The sequence below is a fragment of the Parabacteroides sp. merdae-related_45_40 genome, assembly GCF_001915675.1.
The window spans coordinates 54,684-70,955 of sequence record NZ_MNQY01000113.1; the positions used below are offsets into that span (position 1 = coordinate 54,684).

The window sequence follows — 16,272 nt, forward strand, 5'->3', positions numbered from 1 at the left end:
CCTTTTAAATACAGAATATAGAGAATGAAAACATAACAAACAATTAACAGCACAAATTACACAAAAAGGGAGATGCTGCAACATCCCCCTTCCGTAAGTCAGTACCAGACTTGCGAAAATAAATTCATTTAGTACTAACAAATAAGACATTACAAATGTATGAAAAAAATTTGTAACGGGCATTTTATGTCCCCTTTTAACACAGAAGACAAAACATTTCGAATAATGAGATTAACATTCATTGCATTATTTGTATTCAGTTTCAGCTTACTCGCATCCGTACATTCACAAACGATGTGCATCAATATCAATGCTAATAATGAATCTACGCATTCAATTTTAGAACAGATAGAACAGCAAACTGATTATTTATTCATTTATAATACAAATGAAATCGACTTAAACCGTAAAGCATCCGTACACGCTCAAGACCAAACGGTAATGGATGTTTTGTCACAAATTTTCAGAAACACGAATATTGGATATGCGATTGAAGGCAGTAATATCATGTTGATGAAGAAAGATGAAAAAGCAGAACAACAACAGGATAACAATAAGGTCTCAGGAACAATTACAGATAAATCCGGAGAACCTATTATCGGTGCTAACGTCGTTATAAAAGGAACAACTAACGGAACTATTACAGATATAGATGGTAATTATACGTTAGATGTTCCTGTTTCTGCCATCTTGCAGATTTCCTATATCGGATATTTGACACAAGATGTTCCTGTAAATGGGAAACAACAAATCAATATTCGTTTAGTAGAAGATACGCAACAATTAGACGAGGTGGTAGTGGTTGGCTACGGTACACAGAAAAAAGGGGAATTAACTTCATCTATTTCCAGCATAAAAAGTGAAACATTCATTCAAGGTTCAGTGCAAGACGCAGCCCAGTTGCTTCAAGGAAAGGTTGCGGGACTTGGCATTGTCATGCCAAATGGTGATCCGACGTCTTCATCCCAAATTGTATTGCGTGGTATCGGCTCACTAAAAGGAGACCGGGTGCCATTAGTTATTGTCGATGGAGTTCCGGGTGATATGAGCACTGTTGCACCAGAAGATATCGAAAGCATAGATGTTATAAAAGACGGCTCAGCCGCCGCCATTTATGGAACCAGAGGAAATAATGGTGTTATTTTCATCACCACAAAAAAAGTGAAAGGAGAGATACCTGTAACTATTGATATTCAAGCTTATGTCACTACCCAGCAAATCAAAAAAAGATTAGATATGATGGATGCCAATCAATACCGTCAATTAGTAAAACAAGGGAAACCCGGCGCTATTGATTATGGTTACGACACAGATTGGCTAGACCAGATATTAAGGACTCCTATTTCTTACGTAACTAATGCCAGTCTACGCGGAGGTAATCGCAACTCTAATTATATCGCAAACATAAACTATAAGTCTGGCCAAGGCATTATCAAACGCTCAGACAATAGAGTATTAACCACACGATTGGAAATCAACCACTCTATGTGGGATAACTTATTAAAGTTTAATTTAAACATCATGGGTAAAGAACAAAGATATACAGCCTTAGGAGATGGCAAAAGCTTCAATGGGGAAATTTACCGAAATGCGTTAATCAATATTCCAACTGAACGTCCGAAAGACGATAACGGAAACTGGATTGAACATCCGACAATGAACGGATATATGAATCCGGTAGCTGCGCTATATGAAAGTAATGGCGAGAATAAAAGTACCCAATTACGTACATTCGGAACCGTTACATTGACTCCCATGGATGAATTTTTCGTAAAAGCATTAGTGTCGAGAACCTCTTATAATCAAACCCGCGGATATGCTGAAACTAAAAAACACATATCAACTGTCCGCAATGGCAAAAACGGGTTTGCTTCTCGTGGAACAACAGCTTCTATCGATAATCTGTTAGAGATCACAGCCCAATACAAAAATAATTTTGGTGCTCATAATCTTACTGGTTTAGCGGGTTATTCTTATCAAGACAATACCTATGAAAATTATTGGATGCAAAACTGGGATTTTCCATCCGATCAATATAGCTATAATAATATGGGCGCTGGAGCTGCCTTAAAAAGAGGAGAAGTTGAGGAAAAGTCTGAAAAAAACAAGTCTAAGTTAATCGGTGTATTTGCTCGTATCAACTATAGTTTCAATGATCGTTATTTAGCATCTGTCAGTATCCGTCATGAAGGAGCTACACAATTCGGAGCTAATTATAAATGGGGAAATTTTCCGGCTGTATCCGTAGGTTGGAATATACATAATGAGGAATTCATGAGCTCCTTACGTTTTATCAGTAGCTTGAAAGCTCGTTTAGGTTTTGGTGTAACGGGTTCAATTCCTGAAGATCCATATATGTCATTAAGCCGCTTGACCAGCGATAAGAATCTCTATACTGGTTCTGGCTGGCTTCCTTCATTAAAACCTTCAAGTAACGCAAATCCAAACCTGCGTTGGGAAAAAAAAGAAGAGTGGAACTTAGGAGTAGACTTCGGCGTTCTTGATAACCGTATCAGTGGATCTATAGACCTTTATAAACGCACGACAAAAGATATGCTATGGAACTATCAAGTAGCCACTCCTCCTTATTTATATCAGGAAATCCTCGCAAACGCAGGAACTATGCAAAATAAAGGACTAGAGATACACCTCAGTGCAATCCCAGTACAAACAAAAGAATTCTCATGGACAACTAGCTTTAATTATTCGACCAACAAAAATAAGTTGGTTGCCCTATCAAACGAGGAATTCCAATTAAAATCCGGTTATATAGAAGATGGCTGGACTGGCGAACCTATCCAACAATATACCCATCGAATATTTGAAGGGGGTGAGGTTGGTAATTTCTACGGTTTTAAAACTATTGATATAGATAACGAAGGACGTTGGATTATTGAAGATAAAAACGGTAATCCAAAACCGATCTCAGAGCAACAAGCAGAAGATAAAAAAATTATTGGAAATGGCCTGCCCAAACACCTATTAAGCTGGGATAACAGTTTTACCTTCAAAAATTTCGACTTAGGTATAACTATGCGAGGTGCATTCGACTATGACATCCTCAACTACCCCCGCATGTTTTATGAATGTCCTGTAAACTTGACCCGGGGAAATTTGCTTGCCACAGCTTATGAACCGAAGTACGGAAAGACTGTACTAAACGACCAACAGGAACTTCAATATGTTAGCTATTTCATCGAAAGAGGAAACTTTTGGAAAATTGATAATATCACCATTGGTTATACCTTAAAACTTAAGAATGATTATTTAAAAAGGATACGTATATACGCAACCGGTAATAACCTATTCACATTTACAGAATACAGTGGATTAGACCCTGAGGTTAATACGCAAGGACTTAATCCCGGATGTGATGAATTAGGCCGTTACCCTTCTACACGTTCCTTTACTTTAGGCGCAATGTTTACTTTTTAAAATAAATAAACTCATGAATACAATTAAAAAACATATAAATATTTTATTATTAGGTTGCTGTTCATTGAACTTTATTTCCTGCACAGACCTAACCGAAGAAATCTTCTCTGACATTACTGAAGATAGTTATAAATATGAAGCTGGAGACGCAACTAAAGTAGTTGGTGCCGCTTATACCAATCTTCAAGATTGGGGATATTGCGGTTCCGGACAAGCTCCAATGCTGAGTCAAGAAATATGTACCGATGCCGCAGTGTTCCCCGCTAATGGTTCCGGTTGGGATGATGGAGGTGTATTTCGTAGAATGCATCAACATTCATGGAACTCCGAACAATTACAAGTGAATCGTTTATGGGAAGTTTGCTATTCCGGAATTATCTTGGCAAACCGGGCTATCAGCATTATCAACCAAGATGATTTTCCTTTTGCCGCTAATGAAAACAAGGCTGCCATGATCGCTGAATCTCGAGCATTACGTGCTTTCTATTACTGGTACATCATGGATAATTTTGGAGATGCTCCTTTAGTCACGGAACCCACCTCAGAATTACCTGTAAAAACATCCCGGAAGGATCTTTATGATTTTATAGTCAAAGAACTAAAAGAGTCTTTCAGCGATCTCCCAACAGAGAAAAATGAATCTAATTATGGAAGATTCACATTATGGGGAGCTAAAGCCCTCCTCGCTAACGTATATTTGAACGCAGAAGTATATACAGGTGATCCCCAATGGAATGCTTGTATTCAAGAGTGTGATGATATTATTAATTCCGGAAAATATAGTTTAGACATTAATTATAGCGATCCATTTAAGGCACACAATGAAAACTCATTAGAAAATATATTAGTCATTCCTTATGATGAAATATTTGCCACTGGATTTAACTATCATTTAGCCGCCTTACACGGAGCAAACCAAAAAACGTATGATCTAGTTGGAAGCCCTTGGGGAGCTGGGGCCTATAAAGGAATACCTCAATTCATCGACACCTATGATCCAGATGACGAACGTTTAAATGCGACTTGGCTAGGAGGTCCCCAATACGCATCTGACCGGACACCTCTCACAGGCTCTTATGACTTAATGGGACAACCGCTTATCTTCGTCAACAAAATGCCCAACGGAATTTTCACTGGTGAGGCAGAAGGATATCGCTGGTTAAAATATGAGGTTGAGATGGGAGCCAGAAGTGAACTAAATAATGATTTGGTCTTATTCAGACTTACGCAAGTCCATATGATGAAAGCAGAATGCCTTTTACGTACTGGGAAAGCAGATCAAGCAGCGTCTATTGTAAGTATGGTCAGAAAAAGAGCTTTTAAAGAACATCCTGAAAAAGCAATTGTCTCAGGAGCGCAATTACAAGAAAAATCCTGTTATAAATACGGTACGGTAGAAAACTATGTATTAACTTCGCAAAATCAAGTTTATCCGGAAAAATTCGGACGTTTCTATGATGAACTAGGTTGGGAATTCGCTGGAGAATCTTATCGCCGGAGAGATATGATACGTTTCGGTCATTTCACAAAAGCTAAATGGTTATCTCATGAGCCGAATGGAGATTATAAAACGGTATTTCCCTTACCTCAAAAAGTAGTAGATACCAATCCGAATCTGGAACAAAATCCGAATTATCAATAATAACATAGAGGGTATGTCTCTATATTGACATACCCTCCTTTAATCTCAATTTCTAAAGCTATATGAAGCAATACCTTTTACTCGCTGCGTCTGCCTTTCTTTTGCAAGGGTGCCAGACCTCTAAAGAAGATATAAAGGAACAGCCTTTGAAAATGATCGAGCAGATCGATTTCTCTCATGTGAAAATCAATGATAACTTTTGGTCACCCAGACTCAGTAAACATGTCTCGGCGACCTTGCCTGTCTGTATCGATCAAATAGAGAATCAAACCGGGCGTATCCGTAATTTCGAGAATGCAGCGAAAGGGGAAGGAGAGCATTCCGGCATTTTCTTTGATGATTCCGATGTATATAAAGCGTTAGAAGGTATGGCTTATAGCCTGATCAACAATCCGGATCCCGAGCTGGAGAAGAAGGCGGACGAATGGATTGATAAATTCGCTGCCGCCCAACAACCAGATGGCTACATCAATACCTTCTATACACTCACCGGATTGGATAAACGGTGGACCAATATGGACAAACATGAGATGTACTGTGCCGGACATATGATTGAGGCTGGAGTGGCGTATTATCAAGCTACTGGAAAGCGCAAGTTATTAGACGTATGTATCCGCATGACAGATCATATGATGAGCCAATTCGGTCCGGGAAAAAGACATTGGGTACCGGGACATGAGGAAATAGAACTGGCGCTTGTCAAGCTTTATCAAACCACCCAAGAGCAGAAATATCTGGATTTCGCTTATTGGCTGCTGGAGGAACGTGGACACGGTCACGGCACTATGGGTGATGAAGGTAAATGGGACCCGGTTTACTATCAAGATATCGTTCCCGTCCGGCGACTTACCGATATCTCCGGGCATGCGGTACGATGTATGTATTTGTATTGCGGTATGGCTGATGTGGCTGCCTTGAAGAATGATACGGGATATATAGCCGCCATAGATCGTCTATGGGATGATGTGGTACACCGCAATATGTATATCACCGGGGGAATCGGTTCATCCCGGGATAACGAAGGGTTTACGGAGGATTACGATTTACCGAACCTAGATGCTTATTGCGAGACTTGCGCTTCTGTCGGAATGGTGCTTTGGAACCAACGTATGAACCAACTTACCGGAGACTCTAAATACATCGACGTACTGGAACGTTCTTTATATAACGGTGCGCTTGCCGGTATCTCCTTGGGTGGAGACCGTTTCTTCTATGTCAATCCGCTGGAATCTAAGGGTGATCACCATAGACAAGAATGGTATGGTTGCGCTTGTTGCCCAAGTCAGCTTTCACGCTTCTTGCCTTCTATCGGAAATTATATCTACGCCTCCTCCGATGATGCGTTATGGGTAAATCTATATATCGGAAATACGGGGCAAATACGGATAGGAGAGACTGATATCCTATTAACACAAGAAACGGACTATCCGTGGGATGGATCGGTAAAACTAACAATTTCTACGTCTCAGCCTTTGGAGAAAGAGATACGCCTCCGCATTCCGAATTGGTGCAAAACCTATGATTTAAGTATCAATGGTAAGAGAATAAACGTGTCTGAGGAAAAAGGCTATGCGGTAATCAAGGATTGGAAATCGCAAGATGTAATCGCTCTAGATATGGATATGCCCGTGGAAATTGTTGCGGCAGATCCGCATGTCAAGGAAAATTTCGGCAAACGGGCGATTCAACGAGGGCCACTTGTATACTGCATGGAAGAAATAGACAACCCGGAATATTTCGATCAAATCCAGTTGAGCCCAAGTACAACATTCCAGACAGCCTTCGTTTCCGATATATTGAATGGGATAAAAACAATTAAAACAAACGGTAGGGCACAATCTGCTACCTTCATTCCCTATTATGCGTGGGATAACCGTAAAGCAGGAAAAATGAGGGTATGGATCCCCTATAACGAATAACTAAAAAAGCATCAAAATGAAGTATTTATTAACGATAACATTATCAAGCCTAATCTCAATTACCTCCTTTTCTGCCACTTTGCCGGGAAATGAAGGTTCTATCAACATTAATTACCCGAACAATCGTTATCCATTAGCCTCTAAGCCTTATATAGAGTTGCCTATTGGGGATGTTAAACCTGCGGGTTGGCTAAAAATCCAAATGGAACGAATGTGTACGGGAATGACCGGCCATCTGGATTCTATCTATACGAAAGTAATGGGACCGCGTAACGGTTGGTTAGGCGGAGATGGAGACGTATGGGAACGAGGCCCATACTGGATAGATGGCTTACTACCTTTGGCTTACATCATGAATGATGAGGCCTTGATCCAAAAAGTAAAGCCTTGGGTTGAATGGACATTGGCCTCTCAAAAGCCTAACGGATATTTCGGGCCAGATACAGACAGAGACTATGAACCCGGCTTACAACGGGATAACGCACAAGATTGGTGGCCCAAAATGGTTATGCTCAAAGTTCTGCAACAATATTATTCCGCTACCAACGATCAAAGAGTTATCTCGTTCCTCACTAATTATTTCAAATACCAGCTTTCTGAACTACCTAAAAGTCCTCTGGGAAAATGGACTTTCTGGGCTGAACAACGAGGAGGGGATAATCTGATGGTCGTATATTGGCTTTATAATATCACGGGGGATCCTTTCCTTCTGGAGTTAGGAGAGTTAATCCATAAGCAAACCTTCAATTGGACCGACGTGTTCTTGAACCAAGATCATTTAGCCCGGCAAAACAGCCTGCATTGTGTAAATCTCGCCCAAGGATTCAAGGAACCTGTCATTTATTACCAACAGAGCCATAATCCTCAAAATCTGGAAGCGGTTAAGGAAGCTGTACGGAAAATGCGCCATACGATTGGTTTTCCTACAGGATTATGGGCGGGAGATGAACTTTTACGTTTCGGTAACCCGACACAAGGATCGGAACTCTGTACCGCTGTCGAGATGATGTTCTCTCTCGAGAAAATGTTAGAGATAACCGGAGATGTCCAGTGGGCTGATCATTTAGAGAAAGTCGCATACAATGTACTGCCAACACAGATCAAGGATGACTTTTCCGCACGACAATATTATCAGCAAGTCAATCAAGTAGCGATCACTTGCGAAGGACGTAACTTTGTCTCACCACACGAGGACACAGACATTGTTTTCGGAGAATTGAGCGGTTATCCTTGTTGTACCTCCAATCTACATCAAGGTTGGCCTAAATTCACACGACATCTATGGTTTGCCACCGCCGATAATGGCATCGCTTCACTTATCTACGCACCATCGGAAGTGACTGCCCAAGTGGGAAACGACATCACGGTTAAAATCGCAGAGAAGACCGATTATCCCTTTGAAGAAAAGATCGATTTCAATTTATCGTTCCCTAGCAAGAAAGACAAGAAAGCCTTTTTCCCTTTTCACTTGCGTATTCCCGCTTGGTGTAATAATCCCGTGATTACGATAAATGGCGAGGCTGTCTCTATCGCGGCTCACTCTGGCGAAATCGTACGAATCAACCGGGAATGGAAAGATGGCGATCATATCCAGCTAGAGCTACCCATGCGTATATCCACAAGCAATTGGTATGACGATGCGGTTGTCATCGAACGAGGTCCATTATTGTATTCCCTAAAGATGGATGAGAAATGGGAACGCAAGGTTGATCAACGCCCGGAGTCTTCACATAAAGGAGAATGGTATTATGAGGTCACCTCTACTTCAGCATGGAATTATTCCCTGATTCGCAAATATCTGAAAGAAGAAGAACTAGAGAAAAATTTCGTCGTTAGAAAGGCAGAGAACATAGCCCCTTACCCATGGAACCTAGAGAATGCCCCTATCACGATCAAAACAAAGGGACGGATCTTACCTTCATGGAATATGTTCAAAGGTTCCGCCGGCCCCGTAAATTTCTTCATGCAAGCCAACGAACCGATGGGTGATGAAGAGACGATCGAGTTAATTCCTTATGGCTGTACCACTTTACGTATAACCGAGTTCCCGGTACGATAAAATAATGTGCCAATGCTTATTCTACACAAAGAGTATTCGCATTGGCACATTGCCTACATTGGCACATTATTTCAATTCTTCTTCATCGTATAATCCTTCACCCCCAAGGAATCATACGCCTGCAAAAGCGCCTCGTCATTATCGGAAATCATTAACAACTTATCATTCTCCTTTAATTCCGTATTTCCTTTCGGGATAAAATAGCGGCCTTCCCGTTTCACCATTACCGCCAAGGTATGATCGGGTAAAGTCAGCTGCATCAATTTATTTCCATGGGATAATACCGCCGGGGTAATATCGATCTCGCTCATTGCGCTCTTGATCTCCTCGGGAAGCTCGATGCCAAACTCATCCTTTCGTTCCGGCTCATCCACCATATCCAGCCATTTAGCGGCTTGGGTAACCGTGGTTCCTTGGATCAGCAAAGAAAGAATCGTGATAAAGAATACGATATTAAAGAACATACTAGCATGCTCGATCCCGGCGATCATCGGGTAAGTAGCGAAAATAATAGGAACCGCCCCGCGTAATCCCACCCATGAGATATACAGTTTACCTTTGAAGGAGAAATTCTTATAAGGTATCAAACAAAGGAACACGCTAATCGGACGGGCGATCAAGATCATAAAGACTCCCACCATAACACCTACACCCGTCACCGGTAATAACTCATGCGGGTTCACTAGCAAGCCTAACGTAAGGAACATCACGATCTGCCACAACCAAGCGAAACCGTCAAAAAACGTCCCCATACTTTTCTTGTGAACAATCTTAGCGTTACCAACCACCAAACCAGCGATATAAACCGCTAAATAGCCATTACCTTTACATAAGGTCGTAGCGGCGAAGGTGAAGAAAGCCGTAGCCAATAAAAGGATCGGATACAAAGACTCGTTATCTATATCGATCTTATTGATAATCAACACAGCCAGTCTCCCCAATAAGAAACCGGCGATAGCTCCCACCGATAATTGAATGACCAAGGATAGCCCGGCCTCCCAAATATTCATACCTCCGCTTTGTATGTAAGCGATCAGAAGCAAGGTAAGCATATAAGCCATCGGGTCATTACTACCACTCTCCAGCTCCAAGGTAGGACGCAGACGCTCTTTCAAATAAACCCCTTTACTGCGCAAGATGGAGAAAACCGAGGCTGAGTCCGTAGAGGACATGACCGCCGCCAGCAATAAAGATTCCGGGAAAGTCAACGTAACATATTTGCCAAATAAACCAAATAACCAATAGATAAACCCGCCCGTGATAAAAGTCGTGGCCAGCACCCCGAGCGTAGCCAATACCACACCTTGCGAGGCGATAGGTTTGACCTCCGCAACTTTCGTATCCATACCACCCGAGAACAAGATGATACTCAACGCCAACATGCCGATAAACTGGGCCACATTCGGATCGCTGAACTGGATGCCCAGACCATCGCTGCCAAACAACATTCCCACACCAAGGAACAACAACAAAGCGGGTAAGCCGAAACGATAACCGGCCTTACCGGCGAATATACTTAAAAACAGGATCACAGAAGCTATTAATAGCACTTGCTCAGGATTTTGAAACATACGCAAAACGGGTTTTATGATTAGTGATTTGATACTTTGTTACAAAGTTCGTAAACTTTTTGTAATTATAATCACACAAAAAGAAGAAATCCGGTCCCAAATTTACAGGAAGACCAGATTTATTCTTTCTATAGAAAAACAAATCTTTCTTACAAATTGTTCGAGAATTTTTCTATCTCGCATAGAATCATTACTTTTGGCAAACATACATATCCGCTTTATGAACAAAAAACATCTATTTACGCTGTTGTTCACATTACTCGTATGGACGAGCTGTAACAACCAACAACATTTTATTACCGACGCCGCTTACCGAGCTGAGGTCGAGAACGATTTCCAAGCGAAACAGGCCGCTCTGCCTAACGGAGACCTTTTCGCAGTATTTAACGATCAAATGACTCCCGAAGAGAGGGAGGCGTTAACCTTCATGTACGCCTATATGCCGATTGGAGACATCACGGACTATAGTGGCGATTTCTATTTGAAAAACATCCGTTCCTCTTTCCAAGCACGGAATGAGATGCCTTGGGGCGATAGCATCCCAGAGGATATCTTCCGCCATTTCGTATTGCCGGTACGAATCAACAATGAGAATCTGGATGAAAGCCGCATGGTTTTCTTTGATGAGTTGAAAGACCGGGTGAAGGGTCTCTCGTTGTACGACGCCGTACTGGAAGTGAATCACTGGTGTCATGAGAAGGTTATCTATACTCCTTCCGATGGGCGCACAAGTTCCCCTTTGGCATCCGTAAAGACCGCTTACGGTCGTTGCGGTGAGGAGTCTACCTTCACGGTAGCCGCTTTACGTTCCGTGGGTATCCCCGCGCGTCAGGTATATACGCCTCGCTGGGCGCATACGGATGATAACCACGCATGGGTAGAAGCTTGGGTGAATGGTAAATGGTATTTCCTCGGCGCTTGCGAGCCCGAACCGGTATTGAATCTGGGTTGGTTCAACGGCCCTGCTTACCGGGGTATGTTGATGCATACGAAAGTATTCGGTAAATACAATGGCCCGGAGGATGTCATGGAACGTACCGATGGGTATACCGAGATCAACGTGATCGATAATTACGCGCCTTCGGCTAAAGCTGTTATCACGGTTACGGATGCCAATGGCAAGCCAGTGAAGGACGCTCTGGTTGAATTCAAGATTTATAATTATGCCGAGTTTAACAGTGTAGCCCGCAAGAAGACGGATGCGGATGGCAAATGCTCATTATCCGCCGGAAAAGGGGATATGTTGGTATGGGCCAGCAAGGACGGCAAATTCGGCTACAGCAAGGTCTCTTTCGGCAAAGACGGAGAGGTTACGATCGCCTTGAACAAAAAACCGGGAGATGTGGAGACGATCGCCCTAGATATCATACCACCGGTGGATGGCTCTATCCCAGCGGAAGTTACACCGGAGCAAAAGGAAGCGAACGCCAAACGTTTATTGGAGGAAGACGCTATCCGTAATAAATATGTAGCCACTTTCTATACGGAAGAGAAAGCGGAGGCTTTAGCGAAAGAATTGGGTATCGACCCGATGAAGACGGAGGATTTCATGATTGGTAGCCGTGGTAACTGGATGGAGATCGAGAAGTTCTTACGGGAGACTCCCGCCGAGAAGCGTGCGCAGGCGATGGCATTATTGGATGTCGTGTCCGCTAAGGATCTACGTGATACACCAGCGTCTGTCTTCGCAGATCATTTGAATAATACGCCGGCCGTTCAAAGCGAATGGTTCAATGAATATATCATGAATCCTCGTGTGGCCAATGAGTTCCTGACTCCTTATAAGAGTTTCTTCGCCGCGAATATTGAGCCTTCCCTTGCGAAACAAGCCGTAGAGAATCCACAGGCATTGGTGGATTGGGTGAAGAATAACGTCTCCATTAACGACGCACTAAATGCGCAACGTATTCCGATCATGCCGATGGGTGTCTGGAAATCTCGTATCGCTGATAAGGGCTCCCGTAATATCTTCTTCGTGGCCGTGGCTCGTAGCGTAGGTATTCCGGCACGTATCGAGCCGGTAGCCCGCAAGATCCAGTACTTCAAGGACAACGCTTGGGTAGACGTCGATTTCGAGGCTGCCGTACAGACGACCGCTAAACAAGGCAAGGTAATCGCTTCTTACCAACCGATCAAGGCGCTGCAGGACCCGAAATATTACAGTCACTTCACGATCGCCAAGGTTTTGCCGAACGGTACTTTACAGACCTTGAATTTCGAGAGAGGCGGTAATGTGGATATGGGCTTGGGAGATACTTGGAGCGGATTACTGAAGAAACCGTTATCCATGGATGAAGGTAATTATATGTTAGTGACCGGTACTCGTATGGCAAACGGTAGCGTATTGGCCGAGATCGAGTTTTTCAATGTGGAGGCAGACAAGACCACCCCGATCCAATTGGAGATGCGCGAAAGCAAGGACGAGATACAGGTGATCGGTAATTTCAACTCCGAGAATAAATTCAAACGTGCGGACAACGGCGAGGAAACTAGCTTGCTAGCTACTACCGGACGTGGCTACTATATCGTAGCGCTTCTAGGCTCCCGCCAAGAACCGACAAACCATGCGATGCGTGATATCGCCGCCGTGAAGAAGGAACTAGAAGATTGGGGACGAGGCATCGTGCTTCTCTTCCCTGACGAGAAGGGCTATAAGAACTTCGATCCGAAAGAGTTCGGCGATTTACCGGGCACGATCACATACGGTCTGGATATCGACGGGGCGATCCAAAAGGAGATGGCTACAGCGATGAAATTGCAAAACGCCAATACCTTGCCGATCTTCTTGATCGCCGATACGTTCAACCGTGTCGTATTTGTCTCTCAAGGCTATACAATTGGCTTGGGCGAGCAGTTAATGAAAGTTATACATAAGCTATAACGAACTCACAAAAAAGTAAAGGAGTTATCTACAACTATAAGGAGGGGCGGTTCTATCTATAAGGGCGCCCCTTTTGTATTAACCTTAATCATTCTGCCAGTGAGATCCTTCTCCCCCATAATTTCTATATAACCAATATCCTTTTTAGGGACAAGCAAGTCTTTCAAAAAAGTACCGTCATACAAGATTTCCAATAAAGGGGTCATAGGTAAAGGTGAGATTTGATATTGGCACGCTGGATCAAAATATAAATGGAAATATAAAATAACCGCCAGTTCGTTCAGTATATAAAGAGAAGCTAGATCATAATCAGAAGAGTCGATCCTTGCAAAACGAAAACCTTCCGGCAACCGCCTGTTACGTTCTAGAATCTGCTTGATAACTTCCCGCCGAAAAAGGATTTCAGTTCCATATAATAATCTAAGTCTTTGCAATAAAGTCTTGAATCGAGGCTCTAAGGCTACCGCTTTCCAAGAAAGCAATCGAACATTGTCATAGTCACCTTTCTTGATAACCCTTTCTATGAATCGATACTTTATATCGCCTATTTGCAAAGCTTTCGCACAAGCCTCTTTTCGTTCCAAACCTTTAGAAGCCATAAAAGTGTACATTTGTATCTCATCGGCTATTAATACATAAACAGATTTGACATTTGCCTTGCACCAATCAAACAGAGCAACCAAAGTCTTCTCTGAAAATAAACGAGAGCAAATACTCACTCCTAAAAAAGCATTCGATTCCGAATACGGATATATTCGTTCTATATAGCAAGACTCCAATCGTCGCTCATACAAGAGGCTCATAAGTATTTCTTTTAATCCACTCTCCTAAAACAAGAGGGAACATAACAACCACTGATTCAAAAATAAATATCAATACACTTTGCTGCATCGGAACACAAGCTTTCTCGAATACTTCAGATCCATCAACAAGAAAATAGTTATACAAATAAAATGCATCAACAAGAAAAAAGAACAAAAAAACAACCGGCAGCAAATAATAAGAAATGGAGACAAGCCTATATAAAAAATAATAGTTAAACAGTTTCTTACAAGAAGACCGCTTCATAAAATCCCCCAAACAACTGCAATCCGAAAGCCCATCTAAGGGCTGTTTTTCAAGGTATTCCCTTACTTTTCGCATATTCGTAGATTTCATCCATTTACATAACAATAGGAATCCTCCTAAAGCTGAAACCATTAGTTCGAAAATCTCACCTTTTGTTAACTCCAGTATCATAACCCTCTCCTTTCTTAATAAAAAACCAAGGTATCGCAGAAACCAGAATCGAAACAAGTGGAGCCGACAGATAAACGTATTCCACCGGATGAAAAAGCATCCACACCATCATGCATACAGAAGCCAAGAAACCAGCAGAAAGAGAGAATATCGCATACTTTCTCATCCGTACACAATCCTTACGGAATATCGCCACGCAAATCGGTATAAGCAATATGATCTGAGCACTATAAACTAAAAAAACAAATCCAGAACACCCGGTATCACAATACTAACCAAGTAAATGAACAAAGGGCTGATAAGTCCGAATAAATAAACCATTTTCCTTCCATAGCGCAATAAACCCTTCATTTTCTCCGGGTCATTTGTATCTTCTATCGTCTTCAATGAATGTGAAGGATACAATATATCAAAAACAAAAGTCTGTATAGAAGCAATCAATAATGTATCTGCCGTAGACACTAATGCGGCAAAGCAGCCCGCCGCAAACAGAGCAAACGCCCAAGGTTCTTGGAGATAACTCAATAGCAAGGAACCGTAATCATTATTCGAAGGAGCCGTAAAGTCCGGAAAATAATTCAGTAAAACACCCAATGAAATCAACACACACCAAGAGATTCCAATTGAGTAAATAGATTGTGACAATCCTTTCTTTATATCCTTTTGGTCTCGCATGGAACAGACTCGTTGCCAAACGGACATATCGATCAACTGCCAAGGTACATTCACCACAATTAATGAAAGGACAAATAACACTGATAAGTTTGAAAATCCCCAATGGTCCGAAGCCAATGTCTCAAGACTCAATACATTCTCATTATGAGATATTAAGAATCCAAAAACGGCAGCAATCCCGACGTATGAAAACCACAATTGCATCTTTTCCGTATCAATAACAGCCTTAAAACCTCCTAGTGCAGTATACGTACACACTACCAGACTCAAACCCAAGATAATATAAATAGAGGAGACATTAGGGAAAAGGACTTTAGCGATCTTTATCCCAACCAAGATTTCTATACCATAGGTACCCAAGAATCCGATGATCGATAACAAAGAAGCGAAATAACCGATAAATCGGCTATCATAACGATTGGCCAAGAAGCCATGCAATGTTCTCTTTTCCGAATTTTCTATACGAGGAAATACCTTATACAAGATAAAGAAACCCAGCAGCCATGTCAAAGGAGAGATAAAAGCGGCAAGCTTATAAGAATATCCAAAGCTCAAAAACGCAAAGATAGCAGAACCTACACTGATATTCGATGCGGTCAAAGAATCCCTCAACTTCTCTGATGACATTCCTTCCGGATACCAGAAGAAATCACTTGGTTTATTTATCCCCCTAAAGACCCGGAAACCTATCCATAAAGACCATATCACAGGGATAGAAACAAAAAGGTACCACCAACTAAACTGCATATCCTTTAATTTTTAGATTAACAATACAACATATGGAATAAAGTCTTGGCGGCATATACAATGCCAACCAAGACTTATTCTTACCGCCCTCTCTCCTCACGGAG

Annotated in this window: 9 protein-coding genes; 5 read left to right on the forward strand and 4 right to left on the reverse strand. The window is 42.1% G+C overall.

Annotated features, from left to right (window positions below):
• The first annotated feature begins 225 nt into the window (after positions 1-225).
• The 4 genes from BHV83_RS13625 (at position 226) to BHV83_RS13640 (ending at position 9,055) form a co-directional block, all read left to right on the forward strand.
• Positions 226-3,435 (forward strand): TonB-dependent receptor, encoded by a 3,210-nt coding sequence (locus tag BHV83_RS13625; RefSeq protein WP_286757629.1) that lies wholly within the window; start codon positions 226-228, stop codon positions 3,433-3,435.
• 13 nt (positions 3,436-3,448) lie between these two features.
• The gene (locus tag BHV83_RS13630) at positions 3,449-5,077 is read left to right on the forward strand and encodes a RagB/SusD family nutrient uptake outer membrane protein (RefSeq protein WP_005863235.1); all 1,629 of its coding nucleotides are present in this window, start codon (positions 3,449-3,451) and stop codon (positions 5,075-5,077) included.
• Positions 5,078-5,139: 62 nt separating this feature from the next.
• Positions 5,140-6,996 carry a glycoside hydrolase family 127 protein gene (locus BHV83_RS13635; protein ID WP_121772090.1) on the forward strand — a complete coding sequence of 619 codons (1,857 nt, stop codon included), beginning with the start codon at positions 5,140-5,142 and terminating at the stop codon, positions 6,994-6,996.
• A gap of 16 nt (positions 6,997-7,012) precedes the next feature.
• Complete coding sequence (locus BHV83_RS13640; RefSeq protein WP_122143851.1) at positions 7,013-9,055, forward strand: beta-L-arabinofuranosidase domain-containing protein; 2,043 nt, start codon at positions 7,013-7,015, stop codon at positions 9,053-9,055.
• A gap of 71 nt (positions 9,056-9,126) precedes the next feature.
• Here BHV83_RS13640 and BHV83_RS13645 read toward each other — a convergent pair whose 3' ends face one another.
• A complete protein-coding gene (locus BHV83_RS13645; protein WP_122377463.1) occupies positions 9,127-10,626 on the reverse strand; it encodes a potassium/proton antiporter in 1,500 nt (499 codons plus the stop codon).
• Between the two features lie 220 nt (positions 10,627-10,846).
• Here BHV83_RS13645 and BHV83_RS13650 point away from each other — a divergent pair, with 220 nt between their 5' ends.
• Positions 10,847-13,507 carry a transglutaminase domain-containing protein gene (locus BHV83_RS13650; protein WP_286757630.1) on the forward strand — a complete coding sequence of 887 codons (2,661 nt, stop codon included), beginning with the start codon at positions 10,847-10,849 and terminating at the stop codon, positions 13,505-13,507.
• A gap of 56 nt (positions 13,508-13,563) precedes the next feature.
• On the opposite strand, the gene BHV83_RS13655 is transcribed toward BHV83_RS13650, so the two are convergent.
• From BHV83_RS13655 to BHV83_RS13665, 3 genes are all read right to left on the reverse strand, one after another.
• Positions 13,564-14,310: a tRNA-dependent cyclodipeptide synthase gene (locus tag BHV83_RS13655; RefSeq protein ID WP_122143846.1), complete on the reverse strand. Its 747-nt coding sequence runs from the start codon at positions 14,308-14,310 to the stop codon at positions 13,564-13,566.
• Entirely contained in the window at positions 14,294-14,746 is a 453-nt protein-coding gene (locus BHV83_RS13660; protein ID WP_005863247.1) for a hypothetical protein, read from the reverse strand. Before BHV83_RS13660 ends, BHV83_RS13655 begins: the two co-directional genes overlap by 17 nt.
• A 234-nt stretch (positions 14,747-14,980) precedes the next feature.
• Positions 14,981-16,168 carry a sodium:solute symporter family transporter gene (locus tag BHV83_RS13665; protein WP_286757632.1) on the reverse strand — a complete coding sequence of 396 codons (1,188 nt, stop codon included), beginning with the start codon at positions 16,166-16,168 and terminating at the stop codon, positions 14,981-14,983.
• Between the last annotated feature and the right edge of the window lie 104 nt (positions 16,169-16,272).